The organism is Paenibacillus sp. PSB04, from assembly GCF_025809195.1.
GTDB lineage: Bacteria > Bacillota > Bacilli > Paenibacillales > Paenibacillaceae > Paenibacillus_AQ > Paenibacillus_AQ favisporus.
This window is the reverse complement of sequence record NZ_CP081301.1, coordinates 6,353,319-6,370,336: the sequence shown is the minus strand read 5'-3', so window position 1 is coordinate 6,370,336 and position 17,018 is coordinate 6,353,319. Positions and strand designations below refer to the sequence as shown.

The 17,018-nt window shown below is 54.3% G+C and carries 19 protein-coding genes; 14 read left to right on the top strand and 5 right to left on the bottom strand.

What is annotated here, in order from left to right:
* The first annotated feature begins 88 nt into the window (after positions 1-88).
* From rpiA to K2F33_RS29340, 4 genes are read left to right on the top strand one after another with little or no spacing between them, the layout of a single operon-like run.
* Complete coding sequence (gene rpiA / locus K2F33_RS29355) at positions 89-769, top strand: ribose-5-phosphate isomerase RpiA (protein WP_263880286.1); 681 nt, start codon at positions 89-91, stop codon at positions 767-769.
* Between the two features lie 14 nt (positions 770-783).
* On the top strand, positions 784-1,248 hold the full coding sequence (locus tag K2F33_RS29350) for a VanZ family protein (protein WP_263880285.1): 465 nt from the start codon (positions 784-786) through the stop codon (positions 1,246-1,248).
* A gap of 57 nt (positions 1,249-1,305) precedes the next feature.
* Positions 1,306-1,773 carry a MarR family winged helix-turn-helix transcriptional regulator gene (locus K2F33_RS29345; RefSeq protein ID WP_263880284.1) on the top strand — a complete coding sequence of 156 codons (468 nt, stop codon included), beginning with the start codon at positions 1,306-1,308 and terminating at the stop codon, positions 1,771-1,773.
* Positions 1,770-1,967 (top strand): YwbE family protein, encoded by a 198-nt coding sequence (locus K2F33_RS29340; protein WP_076168389.1) that lies wholly within the window; start codon positions 1,770-1,772, stop codon positions 1,965-1,967. Before K2F33_RS29345 ends, K2F33_RS29340 begins: the two co-directional genes overlap by 4 nt.
* 121 nt (positions 1,968-2,088) lie before the next feature.
* On the opposite strand, the gene K2F33_RS29335 is transcribed toward K2F33_RS29340, so the two are convergent.
* Together K2F33_RS29335 and K2F33_RS29330 are read right to left on the bottom strand one after the other, a co-directional pair.
* Complete coding sequence (locus K2F33_RS29335; RefSeq protein WP_105443693.1) at positions 2,089-2,388, bottom strand: hypothetical protein; 300 nt, start codon at positions 2,386-2,388, stop codon at positions 2,089-2,091.
* A 101-nt stretch (positions 2,389-2,489) separates the two neighbouring features.
* A complete protein-coding gene (locus tag K2F33_RS29330; RefSeq protein ID WP_076168387.1) occupies positions 2,490-3,338 on the bottom strand; it encodes a helix-turn-helix transcriptional regulator in 849 nt (282 codons plus the stop codon).
* A 223-nt stretch (positions 3,339-3,561) separates the two neighbouring features.
* On the opposite strand from K2F33_RS29330, the gene fabF reads away from it, so the two are divergent.
* The 8 genes from fabF (at position 3,562) to K2F33_RS29290 (ending at position 10,942) form a co-directional block, all read left to right on the top strand.
* On the top strand, positions 3,562-4,800 hold the full coding sequence (gene fabF, locus K2F33_RS29325) for a beta-ketoacyl-ACP synthase II (protein ID WP_263880283.1): 1,239 nt from the start codon (positions 3,562-3,564) through the stop codon (positions 4,798-4,800).
* Positions 4,801-4,930: 130 nt separating this feature from the next.
* Positions 4,931-5,377: a zinc ribbon domain-containing protein gene (locus K2F33_RS29320; protein WP_263880282.1), complete on the top strand. Its 447-nt coding sequence runs from the start codon at positions 4,931-4,933 to the stop codon at positions 5,375-5,377.
* 105 nt (positions 5,378-5,482) lie between these two features.
* Positions 5,483-6,199 carry a class I SAM-dependent methyltransferase gene (locus tag K2F33_RS29315; protein WP_212969103.1) on the top strand — a complete coding sequence of 239 codons (717 nt, stop codon included), beginning with the start codon at positions 5,483-5,485 and terminating at the stop codon, positions 6,197-6,199.
* A gap of 304 nt (positions 6,200-6,503) precedes the next feature.
* A complete protein-coding gene (locus K2F33_RS29310; RefSeq protein WP_089546505.1) occupies positions 6,504-6,932 on the top strand; it encodes a GNAT family N-acetyltransferase in 429 nt (142 codons plus the stop codon).
* A 180-nt stretch (positions 6,933-7,112) separates the two neighbouring features.
* Positions 7,113-7,622, top strand: coding sequence for a sigma-70 family RNA polymerase sigma factor (locus K2F33_RS29305; RefSeq protein WP_089550125.1), 510 nt, complete (start codon positions 7,113-7,115; stop codon positions 7,620-7,622).
* Positions 7,594-7,944 carry a hypothetical protein gene (locus tag K2F33_RS29300; RefSeq protein WP_263880281.1) on the top strand — a complete coding sequence of 117 codons (351 nt, stop codon included), beginning with the start codon at positions 7,594-7,596 and terminating at the stop codon, positions 7,942-7,944. Before K2F33_RS29305 ends, K2F33_RS29300 begins: the two co-directional genes overlap by 29 nt.
* A gap of 112 nt (positions 7,945-8,056) precedes the next feature.
* On the top strand, positions 8,057-10,186 hold the full coding sequence (locus tag K2F33_RS29295; RefSeq protein ID WP_263880280.1) for a carboxypeptidase-like regulatory domain-containing protein: 2,130 nt from the start codon (positions 8,057-8,059) through the stop codon (positions 10,184-10,186).
* A gap of 120 nt (positions 10,187-10,306) precedes the next feature.
* Positions 10,307-10,942, top strand: a complete 636-nt coding sequence (locus K2F33_RS29290; RefSeq protein WP_263880279.1) for a GDSL-type esterase/lipase family protein — start codon at positions 10,307-10,309, stop codon at positions 10,940-10,942.
* A gap of 65 nt (positions 10,943-11,007) precedes the next feature.
* On the opposite strand, the gene K2F33_RS29285 is transcribed toward K2F33_RS29290, so the two are convergent.
* The 3 genes from K2F33_RS29285 to K2F33_RS29275 all read right to left on the bottom strand — a co-directional run bounded on the left by K2F33_RS29285 (position 11,008) and on the right by K2F33_RS29275 (position 14,247).
* Positions 11,008-11,676: a tetratricopeptide repeat protein gene (locus tag K2F33_RS29285; protein ID WP_116231291.1), complete on the bottom strand. Its 669-nt coding sequence runs from the start codon at positions 11,674-11,676 to the stop codon at positions 11,008-11,010.
* A gap of 45 nt (positions 11,677-11,721) precedes the next feature.
* Positions 11,722-13,707 (bottom strand): GTP-binding protein, encoded by a 1,986-nt coding sequence (locus K2F33_RS29280; protein ID WP_263880278.1) that lies wholly within the window; start codon positions 13,705-13,707, stop codon positions 11,722-11,724.
* A 114-nt stretch (positions 13,708-13,821) separates the two neighbouring features.
* A complete protein-coding gene (locus K2F33_RS29275) occupies positions 13,822-14,247 on the bottom strand; it encodes a hypothetical protein (protein ID WP_263880277.1) in 426 nt (141 codons plus the stop codon).
* A 236-nt stretch (positions 14,248-14,483) separates the two neighbouring features.
* Here K2F33_RS29275 and K2F33_RS29270 point away from each other — a divergent pair, with 236 nt between their 5' ends.
* Together K2F33_RS29270 and K2F33_RS29265 are read left to right on the top strand one after the other, a co-directional pair.
* Positions 14,484-16,154, top strand: a complete 1,671-nt coding sequence (locus K2F33_RS29270) for a glycoside hydrolase family 13 protein (protein WP_263880276.1) — start codon at positions 14,484-14,486, stop codon at positions 16,152-16,154.
* A 204-nt stretch (positions 16,155-16,358) separates the two neighbouring features.
* Positions 16,359-16,949 carry an HD domain-containing protein gene (locus K2F33_RS29265; protein ID WP_076168353.1) on the top strand — a complete coding sequence of 197 codons (591 nt, stop codon included), beginning with the start codon at positions 16,359-16,361 and terminating at the stop codon, positions 16,947-16,949.
* Positions 16,950-17,018 lie beyond the last annotated feature (69 nt).

Below are 17,018 nucleotides of genomic sequence, written 5' to 3'. Positions count from 1 at the left end.
TGCGGTACCATGATGATTATACCAGTCTTGAAGGGCAGGTCCATAACCGAATCGGCCCGTCCACTATACCAAGGAGATGATGAGGAAGATGAATCTGAAGAAAATGGCTGCGGAAAAAGCGGTTGAATACGTTGAGGACGGCATGCGTGTCGGTCTGGGGACAGGCTCCACCGCTTACTGGGCGATCAAGAGAATCGGTGAACGCGTCAGGGAAGGGATGACGATACAGGCCGTGGCGACCTCCAAAGCTTCGGAGAAGCTGGCGGCCGAGGAAGGGATTCCGCTGGTGCCTTTTCACCAATTGGACGGGCTGGACCTGACTATTGACGGTGCAGACGAAGTCAATCCGGAACTGAGCCTGATTAAAGGCGGGGGCGGAGCGCTGCTGCGGGAAAAAATCGTTGCCTACCACAGCAAGCAGCTGATCATTATTGCCGATGAGCACAAAGTAGTGAATACGCTGGGCGCATTTCCCCTCCCGGTGGAGATCATCCCGTTTGCGCATGAATGGACGCTGGGATCGCTGGAGAAGCTCGGATGCAGCCCGCAGCTGCGCACCGATAACGACCAGCTGTACGTCACCGACAACGGGAACTATATCGCCGATTGCCGCTTCGGGGAGATTGCCGACCCTGCGAAGCTGCATCAGCAGCTGTTATACATTCCGGGCGTGGTGGACAACGGGTTGTTCATTGGAATGGCGGACCGGGCGGTCATCGCCGGCAGCGACGGAACGGTGAAAATCATGGAGCGTCCGTTAAGTCGGTAGGTCAGTCGCATTTCATGAAACAACCGGTATTGTCCGCTGCATGGCGAAGTTTGCTGACCGTGTTGATCGTCGCTTATACACTTCTTCTCCTCTATTGGATGTTCCTGGGGTTTGGACGGAGCCCGGGTTCATCCTTTCATTATAATGTGATTCCTTTGCGGACGATTCGGCTGTACATTCAGTATGGCTGGACCATGTCCCCGAAAATATGGATCATCAATTTGTTCGGCAATATGGCGGTGTTCGTCCCTTTCGGCCTCCTGCTGCCGCTGCTGATCCGGAAGCTGCAGTCGTGGCTCGTGCTTACGGCCGTCTTCGTTCCGTCCATCCTGGTCGTGGAATGGGCGCAGATGCTGCTGCGGGTCGGCAGCTTTGACGTGGATGACGTGATCCTGAATACGGCGGGCGTGTGGATCGGATGGATGATCTCCAGCATTTGGCGGGAACGGATCGGCATAAAAAGAGGAACAAAGGTTTGACATCATCGCGTCTTTCGATTATCTTAGCATTAAGATAGCGCGTTTGGAGGTTTTTACATGGCTGGTAAAACTAGCAACGATGAATTGTCCCTGGATTTATTTATTGTCCTTGCCCGCGCCTATAATTCAGTAGTTGCCCACTCCATTCGTGATATTCAAAGCCACGGTTTGAATTCAACGGAATTTGGAGTCCTGGATCTGCTGTATCACAAAGGGCCCCAACCACTGCAAAAAATCGGGGAGAAGGTATTGATATCCAGCGGGAACATTACGTACGTGGCGGATAAGCTGCAGAAAAAGAATCTGCTTGTCCGCAAGGCTTCGCCGGACGACAGACGGGTCATATTTGCAGATCTGACGGATGATGGGAGAGCATTCTTCCAGAGTATTTTTCCTCAGCATCAGCAGGTTCTGGTCCGCGCGGTGGAAGATCTGGACAGCGAAGAGAAGATGCAGGCGATTCAGCTTCTGCGCAAGCTCGGATTGTCGGCAGAGCGGAAATTCAAGGAGAGTGGGGCTATATGAACGGACAGCTTCGCGCAAACATCAGGCCCGGACTCGAGGTCGATATCGTACTGAAGCAGGACCAGCGTACAGGCAAAAGAACACGCGGCATCGTGAAGGATATCCTGACCAATTCCGCCCAGCATCCGCACGGCATTAAGGTCAGGCTGACGGACGGGCAGGTCGGCCGGGTGCAGGAAATCATCACGCCTTAAAGTGTTAGGAACGGAACAATTTTGGCAGTCGTGCTGAAGCATGAAAAACAGCCGCTGCCCGCCGGAAGGGCGGGAGCGGCTGTTTTTCTTTTTGTATTGGTGACCGTTATTCCTCGGGCGGTCACAGATGAAACCGTTCAACCTGATCCCACTGCTTTTCTTTGCGCAAAATTTCGCGCTGTTTTGGCCCGATCAGGTCAAAATGGGGAAAAGGAGAACGGTTGTGTATATATTTCGGTGAAAGTCCGTGGCTGACGCACCAGCCGGCGAGCCGGTCCAAATCCGAGCAGCCGACCTTGGTCACCGTCGTCATCCCGGGAAAACGCGGGTCCAGCCAGTAGTGCGTCAAATACGCGATTTCTCCCCGGCTGACCGCCTCCTTCCACCGGTTCAGTTCAATGCGGTTAATTCCAAACGCCATCCTGTATTCATCCCCATCTATTTCGTCATTCGTCTTCGGATATGATTCGTACGTCTTCGCACATTTCCAGTTATTCCGCCTGGCAAATTCCTGCTTGCCGATTAAGCGTCTGCCGTACGCTGCATCAGACGCTTCAGCTTGGTTTCGGTCGGAGATCCGGCGCATGGCGTATAGATGCTGCAGCGCAAATCGCTTCCGCCCTGTACCTGCAGCGACGTTAAATCGAACAGCATCTTTCCGGCTTTGGCATGCCTGAACTCAATCAGTACCTCCGGCGCCGAGCTGACCTGGCTCTGTTTCCACAGCGTCAGGAATTCGGGATCGGTATTCTCCATTTCCCGCAGAAACTGCTCATACCATTCGTCATCGACGTACTGCCCGTAATACGCGCGAAAAATCGACAAAAACCCCATAATAAAATGCTCCCAGTTAACCGCCAGCCTCCGCATCTCTTTGCGGGTAAACAGAAGGCGAATCAGGTTCCGCTCCTCGGGCGGAATCTGGGTAAAGTCGAGAAACACGTGGGCGGCCGCTTCATTCCAGCCGACAATCTGGAAACGCCGGTCGGAGATGATCGTTGGACAGTAGTGGAGCTCGTCCACGATTTTTTGCAGCGCCGGGCTGATCTGCGGGTGCTCCTGCTGAATCGGGGCGGCAGCGGAGCCGCTCTCCAGGGCGAGCGAAAACAAATATTTCCGCTCGTCCGCTGTCAGCCGGAGCGCGGACGCGACGCAGTCGAGCACCGAAGCGGACACTTTGATGTCCCGTCCCTGTTCAAGCCAAGTATACCAGGTGCTGCTGACCCCGGCGAGTTGTGCCACTTCTTCCCGCCGGAGTCCGGGCGTCCGCCGGCGGGTGCCCTGCGGAAGTCCGACCGTTTCCGGCTGCAGCTTGGCCCGCTGGTTTTTCAGAAAAGCGGAAAGCGCATTAAGCCGTGCCTGCTGGTTCATCTGTTCTTGCACCTCTTTCAAAGTTAAGACCCATTTGCAGGTCTAGATTGAGTTCTATTTGCAGATCTGTTTGCACATCCAATGATAAGTTCCATCGTAGGTTCCGCTGCCATCCGGGTGTTTCTTATGATGGTGTTGCTTATACTAGGATAAACTATAACTTGTAATAGGATAAATGCTATGGAAAAATGATATCATAATTTGAGTTTGGGAGGAATACCAGATGGAGAAGGTTGTCGTTACAGGAATGGGGCTTGTTTCACCGTTGGGCAGCACGGTGCCCGGCTTTTGGAATGCCATGATCCGAGGCGAGTCGGGAATATCCCGGATCGATGCGTTTGATACGTCGCACATGAAGGCTTCCGTCGCCGGCATCGTGCGGGACTTTGATGCGGAGGCGAGGTTTGGCCGCAAGGAAGCCCGGCGGATGGACCGTTTCTGCCAGTTTGCGCTGGCGGCGGCCGAGGACGCGCTCAAGGATGCGGAACTGGACATGGACCGCCTGGATAAGGAGCGTACGGGTGTGTACGTCGGCTCCGGTATCGGAGGCATTGGGACATTGATGGAGCAGGGGGACGTTCTTCGTTCGCGGGGACCGGAACGGGTCAGCCCGCTGCTCGTCCCGATGATCATCTCGAATATGGCCGCGGCGACGATCAGCATCCGGTTCGGCTTCACCGGACCTACGATGTCGCCGGTTACGGCATGCTCGATCGGGAATACAAGCATCGGAGAGGCGTTCCGGCTGATCCGCTCGGGCGGTGCGGACGTCATGATTGCAGGCGGCGCGGAAGCGGCCATTTCCGAAATTTCGATGGCGAGCTTCGGCAATGCTACGGCCCTGTCGGCATGGGACGGGGATCCGAAGCTGGCAAGCCGCCCGTTCGATGCTGGCCGCGACGGGTTCGTCATGGGCGAAGGCGCGGGCATCCTGGTGCTGGAGTCGCTATCCCACGCCCGCAGCCGGAACGCCCGCATATATGCGGAGGTAGCCGGATATGGGGCGACCTCGGATGCCTATCATATTGTCGCTTCCCATCCGGAAGGCATCGGAGCCTACAACGCGATGAGGCTTGCCCTTCAGGAAGCCGCCGTCCGTCCGGAGGACATCGATGTGGTCAGCGCTCATGCTACGAGTACGGAGGTCGGTGACAAGTCCGAGACGCAGGCCATCAAGCGCTTGTTCGGCGAGGCGGCTTACCGTGTGCCGGTGACGGCGAACAAATCGATGCTCGGACATATGTTTGGAGCTTCCGGCGGCGCTCAGGCCATCGCTTTGGTACAGATGCTGCTGGAAGGCGTGATACCGCCGACGATCAATCTGCGGGAAGCGGACCCGGATTGCGACCTGGATTATGTTCCGAATACCGCGCGCACCGCTGAAGTCAAAATCGGCATGTCCAATTCCTTCGGTTTTGGCGGTCATAACGCCGTCATCGTTTTGAAGCGATTCGAAGCGTAACGAAGGGCGTATCCCTTTCCCGGGCTTCTCTTTGGCGGCCAATCCCTCGAGTCCCGGTCCTCTGGGCCGCTATGGTATGATGGGGATATCTATCCATAAGTCAGAAACCCATAACTGGAGGGGATGAGAATTGGCCGTCAAAATTTGTCCGAAGTGCGGGGAATCCAATCCGGAGCAGGCGTGGACCTGCGTACGCTGCGGCAGTTCCTTGCAGAATGCCGAAGTGGCCGGAACTCCGGATGCCGACAAAAGGGCGGGCATATCGCTCGGACGCGATGAGAACATCTGCCCTGCATGCGGTGAACAGCTCGAGCCGGGGGCGAGAAAGTGCAAGTTTTGCGGGACGACGATCTATAAGAAGCCCGCTGCACCGATTTATGATGAACCGGATGAAGATCCGTTTAGACCAAGCGCGGTGTCGATCATTTTGCTGATTCTGGCGACGGTGGTGTTTCCTCCGGCCGGTCTCATCATAGGCGGGGTGGCCGTCGTTCTCGGCGATCCGGATAAACGGATCGCCGGGCAGCTGTTGATGGTTCTCGGGCTGATTGTGATTGCGGTGAAGTACTTTTTTTAATGAGTCGCCATCATTTTCTAGAAGAAATTCGGCTGCCAGCCTGGTCGGGGTCTCCTGCCTTGGGTATATCTTAAGTAGAAGCTTGTTAACTTAGGAGGCTGGCCGATGAACAAAGAACATTTTGAAGCAGCAAGGGCTTCGGAAGCGGAGTACCATCAGCGCTTTTACGAAGATAACGATCTGTTTGAACAGGGTACCTGGATGGCTCAGCCGGGACCGGTCGTCATGGAAATGCTGGAGCGGCTGCTCCAGCATCGCGAGGATGCGCAGGTGCTGGATCTCGGCTGCGGCGTCGGCCGCAACACGATTCCGGTCGCCGAGCGGTTGCGCGGAACCCGGAGCCGGGTGGTCGGGGTGGATCTATTGGAGGATGCCGCTGCCAAGCTTAAGGAAAACGCAGTGGAATTCGGTGTACAGGAGCTGGTTGAATCTGAGGCTGCCGATGTGGAGCATTACGCGATCGAGGCGAATGCCTACGATTATATCATTGCGTGCTCGGCACTGGAGCATACGTCATCACGTGACGCCCTGGAACGGGTGCTGGACCGGATGAAGCGCGGGACGCGGACCGGCGGAATCCACTGTATCACCATGAGCACGGACGTAGAGGAAGTTGACCGGGTAACCGGAGAAGTTCGGAAGGGATTAATCGAGACCAATTTGGCGCAGCAGGACGCTATGGCCCTGCTTCAGCAGCATTACCGGGATTGGAACATCCTGATCGAACGGGCGGTACCGCAGAGCATCGAGGAAGTGAAGGATGGGCGCAGCATCGATTTTCGCTGTTCCCTGATTACGTTTGCCGCACAGAAGATCCGATAAAACCGATGTGCGTGCAGCTGCAGCCCTCCTACGCCGCTTAACTGTTTGATCAAGATATGAGATCTATCCAACCTTTGCCCCATGACAGCCAGCGGCTGACGGGGCTTTTTTTTGCTCCAAATACGCTAGGGTTGGAAACGCGATGACATGCGAGACGTCAGGAGGAGTTCTGCTTGCTCCAGGGCCACCCTGCAGATTCGGTCCGGTTGAAATTTACACGCAGACAAGGTACAGTAACGAAACAGAATTCTTTTTGCCATGATAGGGCAGAGCAGTGAATGTGAATTTACAGGAGGCAGAACCTATGCTGTTAAATATCAAAAATTACATACGCAAGCCGGAGACGATGGAGCTCATCTCCTATGCGGTTTTTCCCGATGACCGGTCGATTGAGCAGGCGATCCAGCAGTACGAGGCCAACGACGCCTGGCAGCTGTACGGTTTTGAAGACGGGGAACTTCTAGTCGGGTTGATCGGTTTTGAAAAGATGGATGATACCTTGCTGATCCGCCATATTTCGGTCATTCCGGAAAACCGCGGGCTCGGATACGGAAGGGGCATGATCCTGGAAGTGCTGACGCAGGAAAAGCCCGCCAGGGTCGTAGCGGAGACGGATGAGGAGGCGGTCGACTTTTACCGCAGCATCGGATTTGAGGTGCACAGCCTGGGCGAACTGTTCCCGGGTGTGGAGCGTTTCCGCTGCGTTTACGAAGCCGAAGAGGATGAGGAATAAAACGGCATATCAGATGAAAATAACGAGAGCCGGTTCCGGAAAGGGACCGGTTTTTTGGCGTTTTTCCTTTTTTTGCAACCTGAACGGGTTTGGGTGCATCTTTATAGTAGAGGGGAGGTAGCCGTACTGGACGTAATCGGGAGACTGAAGCAAAAAGATGAGGCGGCACTTCAATGGATTATGCGTCAATTCGGTGACGAGCTGTTGCGAACGGCGTTTCTTCTGCTCCGTGACAGGTATGATGCCGAGGAAGCGGTCCAGGACAGTTTTATTCAAGCCTTTCGGCATATCGAACAGCTTCAGGATGAGAGCAAGCTTAGGAACTGGCTGATCCGCATTGTCGTAAACAGATGCAGAATGAAGCAGCGTGCCTGGTCGTGGAGACGGTTCTTGCCCTCGCCGCGGATGGAGGAAATGATGGGAGGATTTCCTACCCCCGGCCCGGAAGAGAAGCTCCTGACGAAGTGGAGGAACGAGGGTCTGAGCCAAGCCATTCATAGGCTGAAATACATCTACCGCGAAAGCATTACGCTTTACTATTTTAATGAGATGAGCGTGTCCGACATTGCCGGTTACCTACAGCTTAGCGAGAACACCGTCAAGGCTCGATTGGCCCGCGGACGCCAACAATTGCAGCAGATGCTGGAACAGGAGGAGCTTGATGCGAGAAACAGAACAGCTTTTGATTAAACGGACTTTGGAGCAGGAGCTATCCGAAATTCGGTTTACCCAAGCTGCGGAAGTACTGAGAGCAACCCATCCACGGAACTGGAGAGACCGGGTGCGGGCTTTTTTGAACAAAGAACTGGAACTGCCGCTTGTGCCGCTGGGGACAGCCTCATTGTTCTTTCTGGCTGCGTTGTTCGTATACCATTTGGCCGAGCAGCCGAAAACTCATCCTGGCGGGCCACAGCAGCATCTTCGTGAATTGATTGAAGAAGGCGGAAGCTATTATTGGAAAGACGAATATGAGCGGAAGGTGAATAGGCATGAAGGTGACCATCAAAGTTAAGCATTTGATTTTGTCCGCTGCTGTCTTTCTCCTGCTCATAGCTGGATCTCTGGTAGCCCTTTCCCGTCAAAGCCCCCCGTCTCAAAACACTGATCAGGCGGTGGGGAGCAGCTTGAGCAAGCAGGAGGTTTTCAAGCGGATTCGGGAATCGGAGGATGAACAGAAGTGGACATATATTCGCAATTACCTGATCGGCAGGGAGGGAGCCGAGCTAACAAACAGCTACGACATATATGTCGGGCCGGGAACATCGGAATGGAGCTCGGTAACGGATGAGGGACAGGGGCAGCTGCCTCCCATCACGTTGAAGGAAAAATTCCCCTATTTGGAGGCTTATGTAGAATCGGGACCCGCTGATTTTCATTTGGCCGGAGCGGCGTTGCTTCTTTCGTACTATTACGAAGGAGCGGGGCAATGGAAAAAAACGATCGAGCTGCTGGAACGTACCGAAGAACGGCTGCCTGCTTCACAGATGTATGCTGCTCAGAAGTTGAAAATAAGAATGGCCGAGGTCGCGGGAAACCATGGAGACATGGATCTTTTTCGTCAGATCAGCGCCGATTTATCCCGCGAGCTTAAACAAAATCCAGACACTCGCATCGTGGAGAAGTTCAGCTGGCTTCAGACCAGATATCTGGGCGGAAACGAAAGCATTCAGCAATATTTGAAAGCACTAAAAAAATGGGAAGGATCCCCGGTCGATGGAAGCGGGAAACAACCAACGTTGATCTTGGAGCAGCCCACTCTGCTGAAACAGGGATTGCAAAAGCTTGCTGACTCAAGATCGGACCGGCTGCCTGAAGTGTCCGGTACGCTGAAGAGAAGCGACGGTTCACCGATCGCCTATGCTGGCGTTTATTTACGGACGAAGGACAGCGTGCAAGGAAGCCTTCAGTCGGATGAACCTTACCAAACGATGACCAACGGGAAGGGGGAATATACGATCAAAGGGGTGCTTCCAGGAAGCTACCAGCTGTATTTGGGGCTTGAATTGGACCAGATCAGCGGGTGGACTTGGCCTGCGGAATCCGATGAATGGGTTCGTGTTGGACTTCAGGATGTAACCCGGAATGCCGTTTTACAGCCGCTGCTGGAATTGGATTTTCCTGTTAACCAGACGACGGTCCGCGAAGATCGGATCACCTTTGCATGGGAGCCTGTACCGAGGGCCGCTTATTACGATGTATACCTCGGAGTGCAGATTCATTCAGGTTCGTTCAGCCAGCCGGTTATGACGAAGGTTGACACAACCCGAACAACGATAAAGACCGAGGAACTCTATCATCTGCTAAGCGGTATTTCATCCTATTCAGATCAGGACGGGAAGATGATCACGGATCCGCTGTCCCTTCTCGGGTTCTCCAATCCGGAGAACCGCTTTTTCTGGACCGTGAATGCATATGACAAAGATGGCCATCTGCTCACCCGAAGTGACGGGTATCGCGTCGGAAACGACAAAATCGGAAACCTGCCATTCTTTTATCTGAAGGAGAGAGAATTGACACTGGCGGACCGCACGCTCCTGGCAGGGAATCTGGATCAGGCTATGAAACAATATGAGCAGGCATACAAGGACGATCCGGCCGATACGCACAGCCTTCATATGCTGATCGTGATGATCGATGCACAAATATCCGAACACCGATCCAACGGATCGGATTCCTTCGACCGAGAAAACGCCGAAAAACAGCAAGAGACTTATTTGAAGGAAATGGTTCTGCTTCATCCGACCTCCGGATATTTGTCGAGACTGACAGACTATTACTATAAGAAAAAGGATTGGCAGGCCTACAATGCCTATTTCAAACTTTATGAAAAAGTGGCGGCGGGAGATTCATGGGATGTTGATCTGTCGACCCATGCGATGGCCATGATGAGACAGGGGAAGCTGAAGGACGCGGAGGCATTATTGGTTCAATCGATGGAGGATGATCCCTCGCATCGAAGGGTCGGACAGTACCTTTCCCTGATTCTGTACCGGGAATGTTCCTTTAAAACGGCTAGGCAGCTAGCCGGTTCGTACCCTGACCTAGCTTCAAACGAGTCAAACGATTGGGAGCGCATGGTGGAGAGTATGGAAGAAGAGGCAGCTTCCAATGCTGATTATGACAAAGCTATACACAAGTATCTTGGATGGTACCTTCAGGATCAGCAGGAACTGTTGGACGCATGGCTGCGAAAAAGGGATCCATCGTACCTGGCTCTGAGGGCATTTATTCAAGCCCTTCAGAACAGTGAGTGAAATATTCGGGGTCCCTTCTCCCTGAAAATCAAAAATCCCGCGCATGGTCCCGTTTCGCTCCCGGGCCCGGATACATATACTGCAGTAAGCAGCTTATGAGTCAGAAGGGGGGCGAAGGCTTTGGTGTATTCATACACTGCGATAGGGGATTCATTGACCGTCGGTTTTGGAGCCTTGCCGGGAAACGGTTTTGTTCCAGTGTATCGGGGGATGGCGGAGCAGCATGTAAGAGCTTTTGTAGCTTATGAAAATTTTGGTGTAAACGGGTTGACGACGTCAGGCTTGTATGAGCACATCTCCAGAAATGGGGCGATGCGGCAGGCGATTAAGCAGGCGGAGATCATTACGATTTCAATTGGCGGCAACGATCTGATCCGGGCGGCCAAAAGCGCACCGTTCGGCTCGAAGGCTTCCCAGCATTTCAACCAAGCGCTGAGCCAGTGCAAAACGAATGTGTCGGGAATTCTTCGCACGATCAACCAATTAAAAGGCGGGGGCCAGGGCCCTTACATTATTCGCGCCGTAGGCTTGTACAACCCGTACCCGCAGGTTGAAGAGGCGGGTTACTGGGTACAGCAGTATAACCGTTTTTTAAACGGATACGCCGGCGGAAACCTGGGGGTGGCCAACATTTACGGTTCCTTTCAGGGAAGGGAAAGGGAACTGCTGTCGCTTGACCATCTGCATCCCAACGGCAGGGGGTACCGGGTGATTGCGGAACAGCTTAACGCGTTGGGGTACCGGCCTTTGGCCTAAGCAGCCCGGCACAAAAAAACAGACCCGGCAATCGGGTCTGTTTTTTTGCTGCTCCGGCCCCGCACTCACTTGCGAAGCATGCTGAGGACGGCCCACTTTCGTTCCTGGCGCTTTTTGTACTTGGGCAGCGCCCGGTACAGATCGATCGATTCCTGGAACGCCGCTTTGGCATCCTGGATCCGGCCAAGGGATTTGTACATCATCCCGAGCAGGTAGTAGCCTTCACAAGAGGAGGACTGAATCTGCTGGAATTCCTGCACGTAGCTCACGGCCTTGGCCTGGTCGGTGCTCTTATAAATATCCGCCAGCCTCAGATAAGGGCGGCCGTATTTGACGCGGGGGTTCAGCTCAAGCGCGCGCAGGATGTGCTGCTCACCCTCCTGGATGCGCCCGAGCTTGAGCTTGACGGTACCGAGGTCATCCCAATATTCGGCGGAATCCTCAGACTGGGTTTCGATGGATTCCAGCAGGCGGAGCGCCTCAGGATACTTTTTCCGTTCGATCAGCAGGCGGGCGAGCTCGTGCTTGGAGGAGACATCGCTGGGGCTCATCGTCACGTGGGCTCTCAGCTTGGATATCCGGTTCATCCGTTTAAAGGGCTTGGTCACGCTCGGAAAAATGCCCACAAATTTTCTGTCCAGCAAGTAGACGATGATCAGCAGGACAAGGATGGCCAGGAAGGGGTTTCCGAGCAGCCGGGCCAGTATGAAAAACAGGGCGATTTTAATAAACATAAAGCCTCCTTATGAAAAACGCCGGGCCAGGCTGCAGCGAGCAGCCTATTGGCTCGACAGTGCGCTTCGTACGCTTAAAATGTATTTCGATTGATCCAGCGGATTGACGCCCCGTCTCTGGCGGGCGGCATTGGTTTCCGGCGGGGCTTCCTGATATCCGGCAAAAGAGGAAGCCATCACGCCGCGGCCGCCGGTCATAGACCGCAGCTTCACCGGAAATTCGAGCGAAGTCGCTGCCGGAATGATGCCTTCGACCATAAAGCGTCCGTGCAGGATGGAAGGCGGCTCAAATTCCGCGCGCATCTGCACCAGGTCGCTGAGGATTTTGCCCCCGTATTCCTCAGGGGTGGTGATGCGGAACCGAAGCATCGGCTCCAGCAGGGTCGTGCCCGTCGCGGCCAAGCCGTTCATGATGCCCATCGGCGTGGCGACGACAAAATCGAGCGGGTGCGTATGCCATACATGATGCTCTCCTTCAACGAGGGTTACCCTGAGGTCGGTGACCTCCCAACCCAGCAGCCCCTGCTGCAGGGCCTCCGGCACACGCCGTTCCACCTCGTTCTGGTAGCTCGTCAGCAGATCTTCGCTCCGTACCTGGGAGCTGTATACGAGGCCGCTCCCGCGGGGGAGCGGTTCGATCGTGAACCGGAGCACGGCCCAGCACGGCTTGGGCATCGTATAGGCGATAAAGCCTTCACCGGCTCGGCTCGGCGTTTCCTTATAAATTACGGAAGGCTGACCAAACCGGACCTTCAGGCCGAAACGGCTCTCCAGCTGGCTGGACAAAATTTCGAGCTGGATGGAGCCCATCACTTTAAGATGGAGCTCCCGCTCGCTCGGAAGCCACTGCAGATCAAGCAGCGGATCCTCGTCGGTGAGCTCCTGTAGCGCCTCTACCAAGTCCTGATAGCGCGCTTCTTCCTCGGGCTGCACCTGAACGGTTAGCAGCGGTACGGCGATGGAAGGGGAAGGGGGGATGAGCTCGCTGCTGCCCAGAATATCGCCGATCTTGGATTGGGACAGGCCGTATACCGCGGCGATATCTCCGGCATGAAGCTCTCCCAAATCTGCGAATTTGCGCCCGTCCATTTTCCGGATTTGGGTTACCTTTTCCTGAACGTCCTGCGTCAGATTACGGACGGCGTCTCTGTTTTTCAGAGTGCCGTTATAGAGCCGGACGTAGGCGGCGCGTCCCATCGTTTTGTCCCGTTCGATTTTGAACACGACGCCCGACAGCTCGCCTTCATTATCGCCGGTTGGCCCGGGCAAATATGCTGCGGCATGATCAAGCAGCTCCCGGATGCCGATGCCCCTCTGTGATGAGCCGAAGAGGACGGGGAATAACCGGCCCTGACGGGTCAGCCGGGCGAGCATGCTCCGCAGCTCTTCCGGTGCAACCGGCTCCCCTTCGATAACCCGCAAAAGCAGCTCTTCATCCACATCTGCGCAGGCCTCCACCAACTGTACGTACTCCGGACGTTCAAGCTCCCCATCCTTGGCGGGGTCCAGAATGGAATGCATGCCGGCAAAGTCCTCTGCTTCACCTATCGGAATTTGAAGCGGGACGGCGTGAGGAGAGAGGAGCCGTTTGATTTCATCCAGGACGGAAGCGGCGGACACGCCGGTCCGGTCCATTTTGTTTACGTAAATTAACGTCGGGATGTTTAAGGATTGGAGCGCATGCCACACCGTTTCCGTCTGGGATTGAACGCCCTCGGCCGCAGATACGATGAGGATGGCCCCATCCATAACGCGCATCGACCGCTCCACCTCGGATAGAAAATCGACGTGGCCCGGCGTGTCGATGACGTTGATATGTATGCCTTTCCAATGGAGCGTGGTCGCGGCGGCACGCACGGAGATGCCCCGCTCCCGCTCGACTTCGAGCGAATCGGTCAGCGCCGTTCCTTGATCCACGCTGCCCAATGTGCGGATCGTGCCGCTCTCAAAGAGCATATGCTCGGTCGTGGTCGTTTTACCCGCGTCGATATGGGCAAAAATGCCGATGTTTCTCGTTTCTTTGGTCGTCATAGCGCTGATGCCACCCCGTATGCTTCGGATTATAGTGACTCTATTATAGCATGGGGGGACGATCCGCAGCCTTTTTCGTACGAATTCAAGGACTCCGAAAGATTGCAAACCGTTTTATTTTTTCGAGAGTTGAAAGGTGAATTTCCATACGGCCTGGTTTCCCGAATATCGGCCCCGGTTCTCCGTGACCGTCACTTTCATCTCCACCAGCTGGGTTTTCTTTGTCAGCGTGCTGACTTTAATCGATTTCTGAGCTTTGCCTTCGTCCGGGATCTTGTCCTGTTCTTCGGCGTAGGCGTACAGGTTGATCGAACTCACGTTTTTGACGGTGACGGAACTGCCCTCCTCCACTTCCTTATCGTTCACAGAAGCCGTGTAATACCACTCATTGCCAACATGCTCGTTCTTAACCAACTGAACGCTCACCAGTTTGACATTCCAGCCGGAAGCGGATGCAGCCAAGGCAGGTGTGGCGCCGGCAACCACGATCAACAGAACGGCAGTGATCCATAAGCCTAATTTTTTGATAAATGAATCCATTGTGTACCGCCTTTCGCACTAGTCCATATAGAACTTCTTTTAATAGGTAGACCCCTATCGTACTATAACCTCTTTTGTTAAATTGTTCCATATGCAATTTGGGAAATCAGCGGATAACGGTTTACACGCTGTTTCGTTATAGGCCGCCCTGGTTGGGGTAAGCATAAAAGGATGGAATTCTGCTGCCGCGAGTATGGCATTGGCGGTGTATATGCAAAATGGGAGGAGTGACGAATATGGAACGCACGTGGTGGAAAGAAGCCGTCGTGTATCAGATCTATCCCCGCAGCTTTAAAGACAGTGACGGCGACGGGGTCGGCGATATTCAAGGGATCGTGTCGAAGCTGGACTATTTGCAGGAGCTCGGGGTAGACGTCATCTGGCTCTCTCCGGTCTACAAGTCGCCGAATGACGATAACGGTTATGATATCAGCGACTACTTCGAGATCATGGACGAATTCGGCACGATGCAGGATTGGACGCAGCTGCTGGACGGCTTGCACGAACGCGGAATGAAGCTGCTTATGGATCTGGTCGTCAACCATACCTCGGATGAGCATGCCTGGTTTGCGGAGTCCCGCTCATCCCGGGACAACCCATACCGCGACTATTATATCTGGCGCCCAGGTAAAGGCGGGAATATGCCGCCGAACAACTGGAGGTCCTTTTTCAGCGGGTCGGCCTGGAAATATGATGACACGACCGGAGAATACTATTTGCACCTGTTTTCAAAGAAACAGCCCGACCTGAACTGGGACAATCCGAAGCTCAGGCAGTCGGTGTACGAGATGATGACCTTTTGGCTGGATAAAGGCGTGGATGGCTTCCGCATGGACGTCATCAACCTGATTTCCAAAGTTCCGGGACTTCCAGACGACGGGGAGGACGGACTTGGAGACGGCAGCCCTTATTTTATGAACGGCCCGTATGTGCATGACTATTTGCGGGAGATGAACGAGCAGGTGCTGTCGAAATACGATGTGATGACGGTTGGAGAGACACCGGGCGTATCGGTGGAAGAAGCTCTGAAATATACCGGAGCGGACAGGAAAGAGCTGCAAATGGTGTTTCAATTTGAGCATATGGACGTCGATGCGGGCGACGGCGACAAATGGACCGTGGTCCCATGGACGCTGCAGAAGCTGCGCGGCGTGCTGCATAAATGGCAGACCGGGCTGGCGGAGGACGGGTGGAACAGCTTGTATCTCAACAATCATGACCAGCCGCGGATGGTGTCGAGATTCGGCAATGACGGTGAACACCGGGTTCCATCGGCTAAAATGCTCGCTACGCTGCTGCACACCCTTAAAGGCACGCCTTACATTTATCAAGGTGAGGAGCTCGGCATGACGAACATCCAATTTTCCAGCATTGAAGACTACCGGGATATTGAAATTTTGAACATGTACGAGGAGCGGGTCACGCAGGGGAATGCGGATCCGGGAACGATCATGGAGGCAATCCATGTCAAGGGAAGGGACAATGCGAGAACGCCGATGCAGTGGAACGCCGGGCCCAATGCGGGGTTTACGACAGGTATGCCTTGGATCCGGATTAATCCCAATTACAAGGAAATTAACGCGGAAGCGTCGATGAGCGATCCGGATTCGGTCTTCCGCTATTATCAGCGGCTGATCGCTTTGCGCAAGCAGAATCCCGTGATGGTATACGGGGATTACCGGCTCCTGCTGCAGGATCACGAGCAGATTTATGCGTATACCCGTACTTTGGGCGAGGTGATATGGCTTATCGCTTTGAATTTTTCGGAATCGGCTGCGATCCTTGAACTTGACGACAGGTACAGCGGCATGAAACGGGAGCTGATCATCGGCAACTATCCCGAGGACGGAATGGAACCCGAGCAGCTGCGCCCTTATGAGGCAAGAGTCTACCGGATGTTCACGTAATGTCCGGCTGCTCAAAGAACAGACTTCTCAAAGAACAGACTTCTCAGAACGTACTCTCGCGATGAAGGAAAGCGTCCCGGCCATGGCCGGGAATTTTTTTGTTTAGGGGAGAAAAGAAATGCCGGGGATGCCCGAATTGTGTCCGTTTTGTCATGGGCTGCTGGATATGATATGTTCGTCCTAACGTATAGGAGGTTGTTATTCATGAATGAACGTTTGAACCGGCAGATCGAGTTTATCAGGGAAATCGACAAGCTGAAGACGATCTACCGCCAGTCGTACCTGATGGACAAATCCCGGCACGAAAATGATGCGGAGCACACCTGGCATATTACGCTCATGGCCTGGCTGCTCGAGGAACATCTGGATCAGCGGAAGGTAAATCTGCTTCGCGTCATGAAAATGCTCCTGGTGCACGATTTGGTTGAAATCGATGCAGGTGACACCTTCGCTTATGATGAGAAGGGCCAGGAGGGGAAATTCGAGCGGGAAATGGCTGCGGCCAAGCGGATTTTCGGGCTTCTGCCCGTCGATCAGCGTGATGAAATGCTGGCCCTGTGGCTCGAATTCGAGCAGCGGGAAACCTTGGAATCGCGCTATGCGGCGGCCATGGACCGGATTCAGCCATTGCTTCACAATTATTTTACCGGGGGAAAAGCGTGGCAGGAACACGGAGTTGCGGCAGACCGCGTCCGGGCGCGGATCGTTTTTTTGCAGGAGGACCTCCCGGACCTGTATTCGCTGGTTCAGCACTTGATCGACGACGCGGTCAAACAGGGGTATCTCCGCCCCTGATACCGAACAGAATCAGGGACTTTTCAGTATAGACGGTCCCCGCCAATGTGATAGAATGATAGTAACTGC